This window comes from Azospirillum brasilense (assembly GCF_005222205.1).
Lineage (GTDB): Bacteria > Pseudomonadota > Alphaproteobacteria > Azospirillales > Azospirillaceae > Azospirillum > Azospirillum brasilense_G.
The window spans coordinates 266017-280901 of record NZ_CP032349.1 but is presented as its reverse complement, the minus strand read 5'-3'; the positions used below and the strand labels follow the sequence as shown (position 1 = coordinate 280901).

Sequence of the window (14885 nt, the reverse complement as noted above, 5' to 3'; positions counted from 1 at the left end):
GGGTAAGCTGCCTGAAGCGGATCGTCGAGGAGGCCCTGATTGATGCCGAACCTTCCCAACGCGGGGATGTCGGCTTCTGGGGACGCCGCGAGGCCTGCAGCGGCCTCGCCTGCCTGGCGTTCGTCGCAAATCCCTTTAGCATGGACGCATGGAAGCGTATCCGTGCCGCAGATAGCCTAGCGATCCGCTGGAGGCTGCACGACGCCTCGCCAACGCCATTCTCCGGTGGCTTGGCCGATCGCCTTCAAGATCTCCCCGACGACGCGCTGGTGCGGCTGATACCCCGTCACGCCGCCGTTCGTTCGGGACCAACTCGAGGATCGTCGCTCACACGGCCACCAACAAGGGAGCGTCCAGATTGGGCGGCTGTTGCTCATCTGTGGATACGGGCGGCATCGCCTTGTCCGCGCTCTGGTCAGCCTGGACCGGCGGCGGAGCGGGCAGGGCAGACCCCTGACCGGCAAAGGGGAGGGGAGACCATTGTCTGCCGACGCCGGACCGTCGTCGGTGTGATGGCGTCGGGCTCGCCGGTCGAGCAATGATCCAGCAGACGCGCGAACGGGAGCGGGAAGGGCAGGGCGGCAGGGGCAGGGGCAGGGGCAGGGGCAGGGTAACAAGGAAGCTCAACACCAATGCAGAAGGGCAGGCCAGCACCGCAGGAACGGAATCCGTGCGGGGGTGTGCAAGGGGGCACCGGCGAGGAAGGCGGAAAGCTGCCTGGAGCGTCCCGTCGAAGGCGATTGGCCCACTGTGTAAATCGACGACACCCGCATGAAGGTCCGCCAGAACAGGCCCATCGTCTCGGTGGCTATCGCCATCGCCGTGGCGGTGAAAGCTTATGGCCGATGCTAAGTGCTGGGCACGGGCGTCGGCGCCTCACAGGCTGAAACCTTGGGGTCGAGTTGCTGCACACGCTCAAGCGTTGCCGACCGGCGGGCGTGAGGCTGATTATCTCCAACGCCCTCAGGTTGCCCACTGCGGCCACGCAAACGTTCCGATCAGCATGGCGCGACACTCAGGGGTTCTTCCGCACTTCTGATGAAAGGAATCGTCAGTTGATCGGTTTTTGCTGGAAGCAACCTTCCCGAAGTGGTCAGAACCCGGCCGCGCAGCAGGTCGTGCTTTGCCTGGCCGTGCATTCGCCGCTTCAGCCCTTTCAGCCCGTTGATCTGTTCTCCAACCGCTCTGGTGCTGCATGGTTCAGTGGCATCGGCGCGCACCGCCGCCTCGTTCCGCATCAAGTTGTCCGCAAAGCTGCGCGGGGCCCGGATCCAGGCGTTGAGCCGATCAGCGCGGCGCTCCTGGAACAGGCCCGTGAAGGGCTTGGCCAAGGCCTCCGCCCGAATGCCGCTGGCGAAGGCATCGGGCCGATCGTGGCGCGCGAAGCACGATTTGGGCTCACCCCACACAGTCAGGTCGATGTCCCGTTGCGCCTGGGCCAGACGGGGCGTGCGTCGGGCCCTGGGGCAGGGCAACATCCGGCAGGCGCTCGGTGACGATCCGGCGCCGGCACGTGATGACCGAGCAGCAGAAGCGACGTGCGATGACCTGAAATTTTGCGCGGATGCCCTGCCAAGGCGGATCGATGGGCCGGCGCTTGCAGGTGCCGTGAACGCCGGCGGACGCATGGCCGCACAACAGGCTGGTGGGTTCCCTTGCTGTCGACTTGGCGACGAGAACTATGTGATCAATAATTGGGAAAAATGGAACAATGAAGAGACCGTTCAGAAGAACGGTTTCAGGATCGAAAAGCAACGGCTACCCAGAAGCTGGAAAGATGCGACGTCCATCTACATGAGCATACTGTGAAGATACGGCTTCTTCATCCGCGGGACAGTGCGTGAATTTGTCCGTTCCACGGGGGCATTGTCCAAATATCAAGTCTACGGGCGGATGTCTTGCGCGGGAAGTGTGGGAAAAAATACCCCGGATTGATGCCCGCTCTCACCGTGATTGCCGCGTCTTACGGCCGTTCCAGGCGCCGCGTCCGAATGCGTTGTGGGTGGTCGATTTCACGTACGCGGGCCTGAGACAAGGCTTCGCGGACCGCGCTCAAAGCTCGTCGCTCATGGTGAGAAAGGCATCGCCGTCCTCGATCAGCGGCGCACCATCGTTGACGTCCTGCGTCATGGCGGCCATGACGCCGTCTCTCGGATAAAAGAAGACTTCGTACGCCTTGAGGGGGGTCCGGCGTTTGACGGTGTCCTCACCCAGGCGTTGCCGGGCTTGGCGCGGGTCGCGGATGATGAAGCCATAGTCGATCAAGGCAAACTTGCGGCTTGTGACCATGTTGGTCAGCATCCGTTTGAACTCCTTGAGCGGAGCGTCCGACCCGGCGCGGAGGCGCAACTTCTCGATGTTCATGCGGAAGCCGCTTTGGCTTCCACAATGCGCACGGGCAACCTCGTACAGCCGCCGTTCCAACGGCTTCAGGTCGAAGTAGCTCGGGTTGTACGTCAGCACATTGCCACCGGTCACCAAGCCATAGACCCAGTCCGACAGCATGACGACGACGGTGTCGCCGACTTTTTCCCCGGTGTCGCTCTTGGTGTAACGGAATCGGTAGCGGTCGATCCAAGAGAAGCCTTCGTCGGTGCCGCTTACGCCGTCGCCGCTTTGGATGTTCGTGCGGATCAGGGTGCCCTTGAGACGGATCAGCGCTTCTTCAAGCCAATCATAGGCGGTGCCCGCGGGTTTGCGGCCGGTGCGCATGAAGAAGTCGTTGGCTCGGAAGGTCACCACGCGGGAGGTCACCTCTCCCCGGTTCATCTTATCCTGGATGAGGCTGACGATGTAGATGAGCACTTCCTTGTCGAGCATCGTCGGCACGCCGTGCTTGGTGCCCGTCACTTCGATCCAGACTTTGCCGTCGTTGTAGACTGGAAGCTCGGTCACGCGTTCGCGGCCGAGCGAGAAGAAGCTCCAGACCATCATCGTCCGAGCGTTCTTTACGCTGCCGATCAGCGGCGAGTCCGGACGTTCTCCAAGCTTGGTGACGGCTTCCTCGAACAGGTCCAGTTGTCCGAGATTCTCCAAGGTCGGAGGCTTTGCCGCACTGCGCCTTTTCGGTCGCTCCGCCGGGTCCGGCCCAGGAATGGCAGCCATTTGAGATTTTGACCGGGGCTTTGCTCCGGCCACAACCATCGTCTTCGATTCTGCTGCCCGAGCCATACACGGTCCCTCCTGTCCGCGCATTCTGAGGGATGTGGACAGCGTCGTCCAGCGGAGGAGATTTTGGTGTGTGGAACCTCGACGACAGGTGTGTGAAACCTTGAGGTTAGGTGGGTGAAACCTCGAACATACTCTCGAATCGGCTATTTTGGCGGTGATTGGGGAGGTCGAATCGGCGCAGACGTGGGAAGATCGTCCAACCGGGGTGAGGCGACGAGGTTCTGCACACCAACATCCCCTCGGGGCTGGCAACATATGGCGTTGTCGAGGTTCCACACACCAAAACCCGTTGGGAATCCTAGGTCGTCGGCTGGCGACGAGGTTTTGCACACCGGAATTCATGTCAGCATAAGCTATGCCTTTCCATTTTGGGCACCAGATCGGTGAGCATAGGCTTGTGACTCTGCCGGTTCAGCGCGTGTCTGTGGGCACCGTCGTGAGACTGCCCATTCCTTTGGCGTGAGCGTTTGGGAGCGCCCCGACATATTGAATCTATTATATGGTTTTCAAAGTTAGCAGGTTATAGAGTTACGGAACCGAATTCAGGAGTTTTATCAAAGTTTTACGGCGTTTTCGGTGTGTGGTTCCTCGTCTAACGGTGTGTGATGCCACGAGTTCCGGTGGGTGTGCCCGCGATTCGTGGTGTGCCAAACCTTGAATCGCGGTGTGTGAAACCTTTCCACTGGCATGACGGTGGGTGAAACCTCGATCCTGGAAAGCGCGGATTCTCCTTGGCGGTGTGTGGTACCTCGTTGACGGTGTGCGAAACCCTTCTGCCGGTGTGCGAAGCCTCGTTGGGTGGTGTGCGGAACCTCGTCACTGTCGCGCTAACATGCCGGGGAGCTTGTGAAAAGAGCCGGGATGGTTGCGGTCCGGTGCGCTCGATGGGCAGCGACGGTATCGGCGCCTGTATGATGAACTCCCGCACGTCGGACAGGATTTGCCGTCGGTGCCGTACCGCTTCACCCCCGACCGCAAGGGTGAACATCCGCAACGGGAGCGGGCCGGCTTTCGGTGGCTCCGGTGATGGACTCGACCCATTCCTGAAGGAACTGTCCGGTCTCAGGTCACTTCGGATCCATCGCCAACGAGCCGGATGTTCGGATCGATGCCCGATCCCGACACTGCGGCCTCTTCCACGCGCAGCGTCGACAGGAACGGCCAATAGACTTTGAGCCAGAGCAGGAAGGCCGCCGCCCAGAGCGGCGCCGCCAGCGCGTGGGGCGGGCAGGGCACCCAGCTCCGGCAGAACCCGCAGGGCCACGGCCCCGACCAGCAGTGGAAGGGCCAGCCGCGCCGCCGCCGGAAGGGGAAAGGTCCGGCCGGTGTGGAACAGCACGGGGATGGCGAAGACCGCCAGCACGCCGAGGCCCAGTCCACCCATCAGCGCCAGATGCAGCGCCGGTGTTTCGGCGAACGGCGCACCCAGCCGGGAGGCTCCGACCAGCAGCAGTCCGGCGCCAGCCATCAGGCTCGCCCCGGCCAGCGCCAGGAGCCCGAACCGCCGCCGGTTCCTACTCTCGTGACCGGCCCGGCGGCATCGCCGGAATCCGGCACGGCGCCGGTGGCCGTGACGCTGGCGATCGCGCCGGACGAGATCGCGACGCTGGACAAGGCCGCCTTCGCCCGCCGCTTTCAGGACATCCTCGCCGCGTGCGGCGGTGTCGAGGGTCTGGCCGCGTACCTCAACAAGCACCACGGCGCCGTCCGGGTTTGGAAGCGCGACACGCTGACCCGCGTGCTCGGCCACGCACCGCGCAGCGGCAGCCCTGCGTATCGGCATGCCCTTGTCGCCACCGTGCAGAAGGGGCTGGCCAGCGGCACCCTGAGCCCGGTCGGGCGGGCCGCCTCTGCGGATCGGTGCCTGATCGCCAAAGCGATGGAGACAACCGGACTGAGCACGAAGAAGGCCGTTGTCGAGAAGGCGCTTCGCTGCCTGATCCGCCTGAAGCAGTAGGAACGCACGCTGGCGTTCTATGGCACCGTCGATTGGGACAGCGATCTGGTGGAGGTTCCGCAAGGTGTGCGTGACGAAGCGGTAGCGAGACGCGTCGAGCAGGCCCTGCGGACGCACGCGGTGCAGGCGATGCTGTCGCCGACCGCCGCGCCCAAGGTCGCCGCCAACCACCGCGCTCTGCGTGCGAAAGGCATCACGGTCCGGAAGACCATCGACATGGTGATCGGAACCTTCTGTATGGAAGGCGGACACGTGCTGCTGCACAACGACGAGGATTTCGAGCCGATGCGCCAGCATCTTGGTCTGCGCGTGCTTCAGCCGGAGATTTCTTCGGCAGCGGCGGGTCGGCAAAGTCGAGGCGCGAGAAGGCTTTGCACGCCATTCTGCACCTCAGCGCAACACCTGTGTGCAGGGGCGGGGGGCCGGTAGATGTCCCTTTACCGCGCCGTCGACGCACGCGGGCGGGTGATCGACGTCCGGCTCAGTGCCAAGCGATGCCGCCGCGGCACTCCGCGCCTGCCGTCAAACTTTGCAACGGAACCACCTCGGACGCCCCAACTCCGTCCGCGTCGCCCAATCAGCCGTGGGGCTGCGGCCAAATTTTGCCCTTCTCCCCTCTCCGCAACACGTCGATTCACGTTACCATCGGCGGATGCAGTTCTTGAGCGTCAGGGCGAGGGCTTCCGACCGCATCTTGGATTGAAACTCGCTGAACAGGAAGCCAGCGTACTGGAACGGGAAGGTGAAGCCAACGCGGGTGAGCGCGCCCTTGTAGATCGCATTTGTCACCTCCACCGGAAGCGCGACCAGCATCGTGAGCCGACTGCCGTTGGTACGCATCCGGTGAGTGCCGCGGTCAGGCTCCTTTTAGCTGCAGCGGCATTGTCAATACCGGACACAATAGTTGCGGCTTCCCTGGCTTGACCCGACGCCGATCATCGCGCGACCCTGTCCTGAACCAGCCCGCTCCGGGGTACGCGGATCGGGCGATCGAAGTGATGGAAGGACTAGAATGGCGCCTTGCTCCGATTGCAGCCGCGGCTCATGCCGGCTCGCTTGAATCACGTCGACGCGGTGCGCCGCACCGGAATCATGACGATCCTGGCGGCGTTCGATCCTCATCTGGCCGGAACGCCGCCCTTAGGCTTGGCGCTTCCGGCGAGCGACATCGACGTGCTGTGCCACGCGCCGGACCCACTGGCCTTCACGGCGGCCGTCTGGACGGCGTACGGGGATGCGCCGGCCTTTTCCATTCGGCAGTGGATCGGCGGCGAGCGGGCGGTAATCGCCACCTTCGACGCGGAAGGCTGGACGTTCGAGCTGTTCGCATCGTCAAGGCCGGTGGCCGAACAGGCTGGCTGGCGGCATTTCATCGTCGAACAGCGGCTGCTGCGGCTGGGAGGCGCCGGGTTCCGGACACGCGTGATGGCGCACCGGTGGGCGGGGCTGAAAACGGAGCCAGCCTTCGCCGCCGCTTTGGGCCTCAAAGGTGATCCCTATCGCCTCCTGCTGGACTTAGCCCACGAGACGGAAGAGCAGCTTCGGGAGCAGCTGGCTCGTGCCGGGTACGGAGCGCCGGGTGGAAGGGCGTGACGGCCCGCGCCTGCGTCACACACGTTTAGCAGGGTGCGGAAAAACGAACATATTCCGGCCTTTTTCCTCCGCTGAGGCTGAGAATGCGGGTTTCAGCGGGCGATTTGGTCGGGACGGAGCGTTTTTCCTCGCTCCGAGGCTCCCAGAACCGCCGTTCAGGCGGATTGCGGGCGTGATTATGCCGCAGCCAGCAGCTTGGGCAGGCGGATCAGGTTGTAAGCGGTGGCGGTTAGGGTGAACATCCAACCGACACGGGCTGCTCCGCAATGGCGCGTCTTGCGCAAGCCGGCTCCCTTGATCCAGCCAAAGACCTCTTCGATCCGCTTGCGGACCCGCAGGCTGACGGCGTAGCCGGGATGGCGGGTGGTCCGGCCGTCGATCGCCGAGCGGCGGTTGCTGGTATTTCGGGCAACATGCGGAGCCACGCCCAAGTCGCGCATGTCCGCCACGAAATCCTTGGTGTCGTAGGCCTTGTCAGCGCCGACCGTGATGCGGTGGCGGCCGGGGATGGCCTCGATCATGGCCACCGCCGCCGCACGTTCGGCCAGGCCGCTGGCCGCGGTGAGCCGCACGTCCACCACCAGGGCGTGGCGGTTCTCCATCAGCGCGTGGCCCATGAAGGCCAGCTTCGCCGGCTGGCCGTTGCCCTTGCGGTAGAGCCGCGCCTCGGGATCGCTGGTCGAGGCATGCGTCTCGTTGGACCGCTTCTCGCCATGGAAGTCGCGCTCGCCGTTGCGCCCCGGCCCCGGCGGCTCGCCGCTGCCGTCTTTGGGCCGGAAGCTCTTCACCGACGCCCAGGCTTCGATCAGCGTGCCGTCCACCGAGAAATGCTCGTCCGACAGCAGCGCCTTGACCTTCGGCTGACCCAGCACGGTCGCCAGGAACTTGGCCGCCACATCGCCGGCCAGAAGACGCTCGCGGTTCTTGGTGAACACGGTGACGTCCCACACCGGGGCGTCCATGGACAGGCCGACGAACCAGCGGAACAGCAGGTTGTAATCGAGCTGCTCCATCAACTGGCGTTCCGAGCGCACCGAGTAGAAGGCCTGGAGCAGCAGCGCCCGCAGCAGCTTCTCCGGCGGGATCGAGGGGCGCCCGATCTTGGAGTACAGCCCCTCGAACGCCGGCGACATCACCTCCAGCGCCTCGTCCACGATGGCCCGGATCGCTCGCAGCGGGTGGTTGGCTGGAACCCGCGCCTCGCAGCTCACGTAGCTGAACAGACCCTCGCTGCGTTCGTCCGAACCCCGCATCGTCCCCTCGTCGGTCGCGTTCTTCTCAACCGAAAAGAATCACGACCAACCGCCCGTGCACAGCCCTTTTTCCGCACCCTGTTAGGACCGGGACTCACCTGAACGGGCCGGCTTGGTGCCATGCTGCAACAGTGTCAGCGAGACAGCGGGGCCGCTCACATCGGTTGGCGGACGGGTTTCCGGACAAACGGAGCGGGCGGTGGCGAACATCGGCTATGCCAGAGTCTCGACCGCTGACCAGGATCCGGCCCTGCAATTCGACACCTTGGCCAAGGCGGACTGCGAGCGGGTCTTCCCGGATCAGCATCCGGAGCCAAGGCTGATCGACCTGGGCTGGCGGGATCGTGTCCCTGAGCGTGGTGTAGGAGCTGGGACGCTCATTTGGTCTCCGGCGTGTCTGGCCGGCTGGGTCAGGCGGCCACGGCAGGCAGGCTGACGAGGGGATCATCGCCGAGCGGAGCGATGGTTTCCAGCGTCATGTAGCGCGCGCGCTGGACGGCCCATTCGTCGTTCTGTTCCAAGAGGATCGCACCGATGAGGCGTGTGATCGCCTCCTCGTTCGGGAATATGCCGACGACCTCGGTGCGCCGCTTGATCTCGCCGTTGAGGCGCTCGATCGGGTTGGTCGAGTGGATCTTGGCCCGATGTTCCTAGGGAAAGGTTATGTAGGCCAGGACGTCTTCTTCCGCCTCGTCCATCAACGCCGCCAGTTTCGGCAGCTTGCCCCGGACCTGATCGGCCACTTGCCGCCATTGCGCGCGGGCGGAGGCTGCATCATCCTGGGCGAAGGCGGTGGCGATGAAGGCGGCGACGACGCGCCGGCCGCTCTTGCCGGCGTGGGCGAGAGCGGTCCTGGAAAAATGCACGCGGCAGCGTTGCCACGTCGCTTGGAAGACCCGGGTGACGGCGGCCTTGATGCCGCCATGGGCGTCGGAGATGACCAGCTTGACACCGTTCAGCCCCCGGCGCTTCAGCTTGCGCAGGAACTCGATCCAGAAGGTCTCGGCCTCCGACGGACCGATGTCCATGCCCAGCACCTCACGCCGGCCATCGGTGTTCACGGCCACTGCGATGGTGACGGCGACCGAGACGATGCGCCCGTTCTGGCGGACCTTCACGTAGGTGGCGTCGAGCCACAGGTAGGGCCAGTCGCCCTCGATGGGACGGCCCAGAAAGGTCTTCACCCGCTCGTCGATGTCGGCGCACAGCCGGCTGACCTGGCTTTTGGAGATGCCCGACATCCCCATGGCTTGGACCAGATCATCTACGGAGCGCGTCGAGATGCCCTGGATGTAGGCTTCCTGGATCACCGCGGTAAGCGCCTTCTCGGCCATCCGGCGCGGCTCCAGAAAGTTGGGAAAGTAAGAGCCCTTGCGCAGCTTGGGGATGCGCAGCTTGACGGTGCCGGCGCGGGTCTCCCAGTCGCGATCCCGGTAGCCGTTGCGCTGGACCAGCCGCTCGGCCGAGCGTTCGCCGTGGCCGGCGCCGGTCAGTCCCTGGACCTCCAGTTCCATCAGGCGCTCGGCGGCAAAGCCGATCATCTCGCGCAGCAGATCGGCATCCGTGCCCTTCTCAAGCATCGCGCGAAGCGCCATCATCGCGTCGGTCATCGTGGTCACCCTTCGTGTGGGTTGAGGTGTGGTGACCAGACTCTACCGAAGACCCACGATGACCGCCCCGCTGTGGAAAACCGGCCCGCCTACGCCAGCTCTGGGGGGCGCTTCGGCCGGCCGGTTCCCCACAGCTCCTACACCACGTTCAGGGACGTGACCTGTCGGGATCGAACCGACGACCTCCTGCTTGCAAAGCGGGCGCTCTCCCAACTGAGCTAAGGCCCCAAAGGTGCCGAGCCATGCTCTCGGCTGGCGGGTCTTGGGCACCGGAGAAGGCGGAATCCACCGCGCTAGATTCCGCCTTCTCCGGTGCCCAGTGCGACGGCACTCGTGAAAGCCGGAGGCTCAGCTCCGGCCCGACCATCACCGCTAACCTCTCCGTGACGGCTACCTTCAGACCATCAGCGCTGACCCCCGTCGAGGGGTGGGTTTGTGGCGAGGCGGGTGTCGAACCCTGATAATTCACCAGAGCTGAATTTGAAGTGGCGGGTGCGAGTTTAAGTCGCTGAATTCGTGTATGATTCTTGTGCTGAAGCAGCCTCGCAACGTATCGACGGAGTCCACGCCCGCCATGGCCCAAAGTGCCGGAGTTCTGCCCGTCTTGTCACCGGTTGTCGGCAAGCTGGTTATCGCCGCGATCGACCTGCGGATCGACGTCAGCGAGCGCCTGACGCGCTGGGTCCGTTGAATCGACGGGTTTCCGGTGTCGGCGTACCGGGGATCGCATGGCATCGTCATGGACAACCTTACTCGCGCTCCCTCCTACGATGAACCTGACGGTGCCTGATGGAGCCCGTCAGTTCAGCGGAGGGCGGCGATCACCGCCGCCGCCAACGCTGCCGACGAGGCCGGATTCTGGCCGGTCAGCAGATCGCCGTCTCCGTCTTGCCTGGCGTCAGATGTTCTGGCCGCCGGAAACCTCGATGCGCTGGGCGGTGACCCAGCGGTTGTCGGGACCGAGTAGGCTCGCTACCGCCGGGCCGATGTCGTCCGGCACCCCGACGCGGCCCAGCGCGGTCATCGTCGCGAAAGCCTCGTTGTAGGCCGGGGTGTCGCGCACCGCCCCGCCGAGGAAGTCGGTCTCGATGGCTCCGGGTGCCACCGTGTTGGCGGTGATGCCGCGGGCGCCGAGTTCCTTGGCCAGATAGAGCGTCAGGATCTCGACGGCGCCCTTGGCCGCCGAATAGGCCGAGAAGCCGGGATAGGACACCCGGGTCAGGCCGGAGGAGAAATTCACGATCCGGCCGCCATCGGCCAGCAGCGGCAGCAGGGCCTGGGTCAGGAAGAAGACGCCCTTCACATGGACGTTGAAGAGCATGTCGAACTGCGCCTCGCTGGTCTCGGCGAAGGCGGCCATCTCGCCGTGGCCAGCGTTGTTGACCAGATGGTCGAAGCGGTCGCGGCCCCAGCCTTCCAGGGTGGAGCGGACGCGCCCCACGAAGTTGGGGAAGCCGGAGATGTCGGCGGTGTCGAGCTGCAACGCCGCCGCCCTCCGCCCGAGCGCCCGGATTTCCGCCAGGACGGCGTCGGCCTCGGCGGCCTTGCTGCGGTAGGTGAGGATCACATCGCCGCCGCGCCGGGCGATGCTGAGGGCGGTGTTGCGGCCGAGGCCGCGGCTGCCGCCGGTCACGATCGAGATGGTGGACATTGCACGTCTCCCGTTGCTGAATGTGTGTGAGTGCGTAGGGGCAGCGCCGCTGCTGAACCGTCTCCGCCTCGGTGCAGACGGATCAGCGCCCAGCCGCAGGCACTCTCGAGGAAGAAGGTCGCTGTGGCGCCGAGCAGAGCCACCGCGCTGTTGAGCAGCGCCATCCTACGGAGCGGCGACCGGACCCGCCGGTCGGCGAATACGACCGCCGCCTCGGGGTCGGCTCGGCATATTGCAAAGCGATGCGGTCGTCTCCGGCAGCGACCGAAGCATGGAGGTCGCGCCATTGGACGATCGCCAGATTGCAGCGGGTGGTGGCTCCGTTTGCAGGATGGCGCAGGCGTTGATCAGGATCGCCGGGCCGGCGACGAACGACAGCGAGGCGAAAGGATCTTCGAACATCGTGGAGTTCCGGGGCCGGGCATCGGTTGCGCGGACGTCAATTGCGGACGATGGACACGGAATGCCGCCGGTTGGGGGTGGACCATCACCGGCCTGTCATGCCCAGGCGGCAGCGATTGCGTGTCTGCACCCCGTTGATATCCGGCCGCTTGCCTCCTGGGAACGACTTCGTTTATGTATCGCCCATACCTTTCAGGCATGGCCCTGGTGGGATGACACTGGCAGGCGTCGCACAGGATGGAACTCCGTCACCTCCGCTACTTCGTCGCCGTGGCCGAGGAGGGGAGCCTCACGGTCGCCGCCGAACGGCGTCTGCACACGGCGCAACCGTCGCTGAGCCGCCAGCTGCGCGACCTGGAGCAGGAGGTCGGCGCCCAGCTCCTGGTACGAAGCTCCCGCGGCGTCGAGCTGACGCCGGCCGGACGTGTCTTCCTGGATCATGCGCGGCTGACCTTACAGGCGGCGGCCGACGCGATCGCCGCGGCGCGGCGGGTCGTCCGGCCGCCCAAGCCCAGCTTCGCGGTGGGCTTCCTGACCGGCCAGGAAGTCGAATGGCTGTCGCACGTCACCAACGTGCTCCGCAGTCAGCTGAAGGACATCGACTTCCGGGTCTCCAGCGACTTCTCGCCCGACATCGGCGAGGCCATCCAGCGGGGCGAGATCGATCTCGGCTTCTGTCGGCTCGAACCGCAGCCAGATGTCTCCTACAAGGTCATCGCGCATGAGCCGATCCTGGTCATCCTGCCGCGGGACCATCCCCTGGCCGCCTGCTCCGCCATCGACGTGCGTAACATCGATCCGGACTCCTTCATCGGTTACACCGACACACCACATGTGCTGCGCGGCATCGTGGACCGCTATCTGCGGGAGCGTGGCGTGGTCGTGTCGCCGGTCCACGTGCTGGACGGCATCGCCACCGGGATCTCGCTGGTGGCGTCCACCGGTGGGGTCACGCTGCTACCGGCCTATGTGGACCCCTTGCTGCCGCGTTCGCTGGTCAGCCGGCCGCTCACCGGCAACGCGCCTGTAATCGAGATCGCCGCCGGCTATCGAGCGGACAATCCCTCGCCCATCCTGCAGGTCTTCCTGAAGAACATCGACCAACTCATCGCGTCGAGAGCAAAGCTTGCCGATCGCTTAGCCCGCGAAACGTTTCAGGCGTGAACGTGACCATGAGGGTGGCGGGTATGAGGTTAAGTAGCTGAGTTTGTGTATGACTCTTGTGCTGAAGCAGCCTCGCAACGTATCGACGGAGTCCACGCCCGCCATGGCCCAAAGTGCCGGAGTTTTGCCCGGCTTGTCACCGGTTGCCGGCAAGCCGGTTCACGCCGCCTTCGATGGCGGCCGCCTCACCTCCGACGCCGGCGTCCTGCTGCTGGCAGAGATCGACCGGCGGCTCGGGATCTGCGAGCGCTTGGCAGGCTGCATTGAGGATCCCCGTGCGCCCGAGCGCGTCCGGCACACGCTGGCCGCGATGATCCGGTTCGGTGCCCTGCTGATCGCCGCTGGCTACCCGGACGCTAATGACTGCGACGCCCTGCGCGCTGATCCGGCCTTCAAGATGGCGGTCGGCCGGCTGCCGGAGAGCGGAGGCGATCTCTGCTCGCAGCCGACCGTCAGCCGGCTGGAGAACCTGCCCGGCCTACGGCACAGCGTTCTTCGAGGCGTTTCCCCACGACGGCAGCCGCGGTTACCTGCGCGGTGAAGGGAAGACCGTAGAGGAGGCGGAAGCCGATTGCTTCAGCTAGTGGCAGCGCCAGCACGCCTGCAACACGTCCAGCGGTCACCGCTGGACGCGGGCGCGGCGGCTGAAGGCTCGTGGTGACGGGAAAGATCCGCGCCCACGCCGGGGCCATGTCGTCCGCGTCAACACCTACACCAACGGCGGCTGCTTCTGCCTGAAGTGCGGCGCCTTCGCGACGGCTATGGCGGAGGTGGTGGAGCTGGGAGCCTGAAAGGCGCCGCTCTCCGTCTCCGAGTTGGAGACCATCGCGGAAGGCGGCCTTCGGCAGGAGCCATGGGAGCGCCGCGACCCGGTGCGCTGGGCAAAGTATCGTCGGCGCCTCGCGCTCCGCGCCAAGCTGCACGGTCTATTGCTGCCCGATCCTAATCATCCCGCACACGCCCGCGATCCAGGTGCCGACCCGTTCGAAGATGACGCGTATAGCACGGCCTGCCGAGAGGCAGTCGTCCGCTTCTACGCGAAGGAGCACCTGCGGCTCCGTGGCGAAGCAAACGCGCAAGGCCTCGGTATCGCCGGCCTCTTCGACGGGCTCCACCTCGCCTCATTCCACCGTGACGCCGTGAGCATGGGCCTGCTGCCGGCGGAGTGACCGCCCTTCCAAGCCCTGGCTCCTGATCAGCACAGGAAACGACATGCCCCATTTCATCACCGAACCTTCGCTTCCAGCGGCCACACTCGCTGATGACGGCCCCGCCGCCCTTACGAACCCCGCTCCACTCCCCATGCTGCTGTTCTGTCCCCGCTGCGGCCTTCAGCATATCGACGCATCGGACGAGAGGGCCGGCTGGACCTACCCGCCCCACCGGAGCCATCTCTGCGCCGACTGCGGCTGCATCTGGCGGCCGGCCGACGTACCGACCAGCGGTGTGCTGGCCATCGCCACTTCGGGAAAGGCGGACAACTGGAACGGCGCCGATGCCGTCGCCGCGGCAGAGGCGGAACTGCTCCGGACCTTCAAGGACATCATGACGCTTGCCGGTGCTGCCCGCGAAGACGCCGCGCAGCTTCCCGGAGTGACCGACATGCTGATCGGCAAAGTCGCAGGCCTGTCGCGCGCTGCCTCCATCATCGCAGCAGCGATGGACGATCCCGCGGAATGCAGCATTCAGGTTGGCGCCTTCAGGGAAGCGTCAATGCATCCTGGCGCGCTTGATCCGCTCCAGGTGGTTGAGCAGGTCGGCCAAGTCGTCGGCGTCCTCGATGCTGAGCGAGGGCATCTCCCGGTCCCCGACGCGAGCGACGTCACCGGTCGTGGTGTCGATGACCATCCAGCCATTTCCAGCGGGGTTGGGGGCAATGTCGTAGACCGGGTTCATAAGCCGAGATTGGTTCTCGTCGGCAGTCCACGCCATTGCGAGGAGGGGGTAAGCAGGGGCGTAACCGGACAGGCCCCTTTGACGGCCGCCGGGAGCGCCGACCCCGTGCCGACGGAGGACCATCCATGACGACGATCTCCCTCTGCCAGCCGCACGGTTCCCTGCTGTTCATCATCAACCCTGCCACC

13 protein-coding genes and 4 pseudogenes are annotated in these 14885 nt (G+C 65.1%); 10 read left to right on the top strand and 7 right to left on the bottom strand.

From position 1 onward, the window contains the following. Positions 1-998: 998 nt before the first annotated feature. Positions 999-1331 (bottom strand): hypothetical protein, encoded by a 333-nt coding sequence (locus D3869_RS30525; protein WP_137143371.1) that lies wholly within the window; start codon positions 1329-1331, stop codon positions 999-1001. A gap of 118 nt (positions 1332-1449) precedes the next feature. Here D3869_RS30525 and D3869_RS30520 point away from each other — a divergent pair, with 118 nt between their 5' ends. After that, positions 1450-1809, top strand: coding sequence for a hypothetical protein (locus D3869_RS30520; RefSeq protein ID WP_137143370.1), 360 nt, complete (start codon positions 1450-1452; stop codon positions 1807-1809). A gap of 243 nt (positions 1810-2052) precedes the next feature. On the opposite strand, the gene D3869_RS30515 is transcribed toward D3869_RS30520, so the two are convergent. Then, entirely contained in the window at positions 2053-3171 is a 1119-nt protein-coding gene (locus D3869_RS30515; protein WP_175426686.1) for a replication initiator protein A, read from the bottom strand. A gap of 1285 nt (positions 3172-4456) precedes the next feature. Further along, positions 4457-4639: pseudogene (locus D3869_RS34820) on the bottom strand (NnrS family protein); the annotation flags it as partial. On the opposite strand from D3869_RS34820, the gene D3869_RS34285 reads away from it, so the two are divergent. Beyond that, complete coding sequence (locus D3869_RS34285) at positions 4565-5128, top strand: type II toxin-antitoxin system VapB family antitoxin (RefSeq protein WP_349017918.1); 564 nt, start codon at positions 4565-4567, stop codon at positions 5126-5128. The pseudogene D3869_RS34820 and the gene D3869_RS34285 sit on opposite strands and share 75 nt — an antisense overlap. Positions 5129-5176: 48 nt before the next feature. Next, the gene (gene vapC, locus D3869_RS30500) at positions 5177-5557 is read left to right on the top strand and encodes a type II toxin-antitoxin system VapC family toxin (protein WP_137143368.1); all 381 of its coding nucleotides are present in this window, start codon (positions 5177-5179) and stop codon (positions 5555-5557) included. Between the two features lie 210 nt (positions 5558-5767). Here the strand turns inward: vapC and D3869_RS33365 are convergent, their stop codons facing one another. Continuing rightward, complete coding sequence (locus D3869_RS33365) at positions 5768-5941, bottom strand: hypothetical protein (RefSeq protein WP_175426685.1); 174 nt, start codon at positions 5939-5941, stop codon at positions 5768-5770. A gap of 243 nt (positions 5942-6184) precedes the next feature. On the opposite strand from D3869_RS33365, the gene D3869_RS30495 reads away from it, so the two are divergent. Next, complete coding sequence (locus tag D3869_RS30495) at positions 6185-6721, top strand: DUF4269 domain-containing protein (RefSeq protein ID WP_349017917.1); 537 nt, start codon at positions 6185-6187, stop codon at positions 6719-6721. A 176-nt stretch (positions 6722-6897) separates the two neighbouring features. Here D3869_RS30495 and D3869_RS30490 read toward each other — a convergent pair whose 3' ends face one another. Then, positions 6898-7974 carry an IS5 family transposase gene (locus D3869_RS30490; protein ID WP_137141134.1) on the bottom strand — a complete coding sequence of 359 codons (1077 nt, stop codon included), beginning with the start codon at positions 7972-7974 and terminating at the stop codon, positions 6898-6900. Between the two features lie 199 nt (positions 7975-8173). Here D3869_RS30490 and D3869_RS34280 point away from each other — a divergent pair. After that, positions 8174-8313: pseudogene (locus tag D3869_RS34280) on the top strand (recombinase family protein); the annotation flags it as partial. A 71-nt stretch (positions 8314-8384) separates the two neighbouring features. On the opposite strand, the pseudogene D3869_RS30480 reads toward D3869_RS34280, so the two are convergent. Further along, positions 8385-9584, bottom strand: a pseudogene (locus D3869_RS30480) (IS256 family transposase). Positions 9585-10104: 520 nt separating this feature from the next. Here D3869_RS30480 and D3869_RS33360 point away from each other — a divergent pair. Beyond that, the gene (locus D3869_RS33360) at positions 10105-10275 is read left to right on the top strand and encodes a hypothetical protein (RefSeq protein ID WP_175426684.1); all 171 of its coding nucleotides are present in this window, start codon (positions 10105-10107) and stop codon (positions 10273-10275) included. 207 nt (positions 10276-10482) lie between these two features. On the opposite strand, the gene D3869_RS30465 is transcribed toward D3869_RS33360, so the two are convergent. Further along, on the bottom strand, positions 10483-11235 hold the full coding sequence (locus D3869_RS30465; protein ID WP_137143367.1) for an SDR family NAD(P)-dependent oxidoreductase: 753 nt from the start codon (positions 11233-11235) through the stop codon (positions 10483-10485). 639 nt (positions 11236-11874) lie between these two features. On the opposite strand from D3869_RS30465, the gene D3869_RS30460 reads away from it, so the two are divergent. The 4 genes and pseudogenes from D3869_RS30460 (at position 11875) to D3869_RS30445 (ending at position 14826) form a co-directional block, all read left to right on the top strand. Continuing rightward, entirely contained in the window at positions 11875-12801 is a 927-nt protein-coding gene (locus D3869_RS30460; protein ID WP_137143366.1) for a LysR substrate-binding domain-containing protein, read from the top strand. 103 nt (positions 12802-12904) lie between these two features. Beyond that, positions 12905-13303: pseudogene (locus D3869_RS30455) on the top strand (transposase); the annotation flags it as partial. Between the two features lie 313 nt (positions 13304-13616). Continuing rightward, entirely contained in the window at positions 13617-13970 is a 354-nt protein-coding gene (locus D3869_RS30450; protein ID WP_137143364.1) for a hypothetical protein, read from the top strand. Positions 13971-14013: 43 nt separating this feature from the next. Next, positions 14014-14826 carry a hypothetical protein gene (locus tag D3869_RS30445; protein WP_137143363.1) on the top strand — a complete coding sequence of 271 codons (813 nt, stop codon included), beginning with the start codon at positions 14014-14016 and terminating at the stop codon, positions 14824-14826. Positions 14827-14885: the final 59 nt, after the last annotated feature.

What these genes read in the sequence shown, in the direction of transcription:
- D3869_RS30460 (WP_137143366.1), top strand. Translation starts at nt 11,875, where the DNA reads ATGGAACTCCGTCACCTCCGCTACTTCGTCGCCGTGGCCGAGGAGGGG.
- D3869_RS30515 (WP_175426686.1), bottom strand. Translation starts at nt 3,171, where the DNA reads ATGGCTCGGGCAGCAGAATCGAAGACGATGGTTGTGGCCGGAGCAAAG.
- D3869_RS33360 (WP_175426684.1), top strand. Translation starts at nt 10,105, where the DNA reads ATGATTCTTGTGCTGAAGCAGCCTCGCAACGTATCGACGGAGTCCACG.
- D3869_RS30490 (WP_137141134.1), bottom strand. Translation starts at nt 7,974, where the DNA reads ATGCGGGGTTCGGACGAACGCAGCGAGGGTCTGTTCAGCTACGTGAGC.
- D3869_RS30465 (WP_137143367.1), bottom strand. Translation starts at nt 11,235, where the DNA reads ATGTCCACCATCTCGATCGTGACCGGCGGCAGCCGCGGCCTCGGCCGC.
- D3869_RS30445 (WP_137143363.1), top strand. Translation starts at nt 14,014, where the DNA reads ATGCCCCATTTCATCACCGAACCTTCGCTTCCAGCGGCCACACTCGCT.
- D3869_RS33365 (WP_175426685.1), bottom strand. Translation starts at nt 5,941, where the DNA reads ATGCTGGTCGCGCTTCCGGTGGAGGTGACAAATGCGATCTACAAGGGC.
- D3869_RS34285 (WP_349017918.1), top strand. Translation starts at nt 4,565, where the DNA reads ATGCAGCGCCGGTGTTTCGGCGAACGGCGCACCCAGCCGGGAGGCTCC.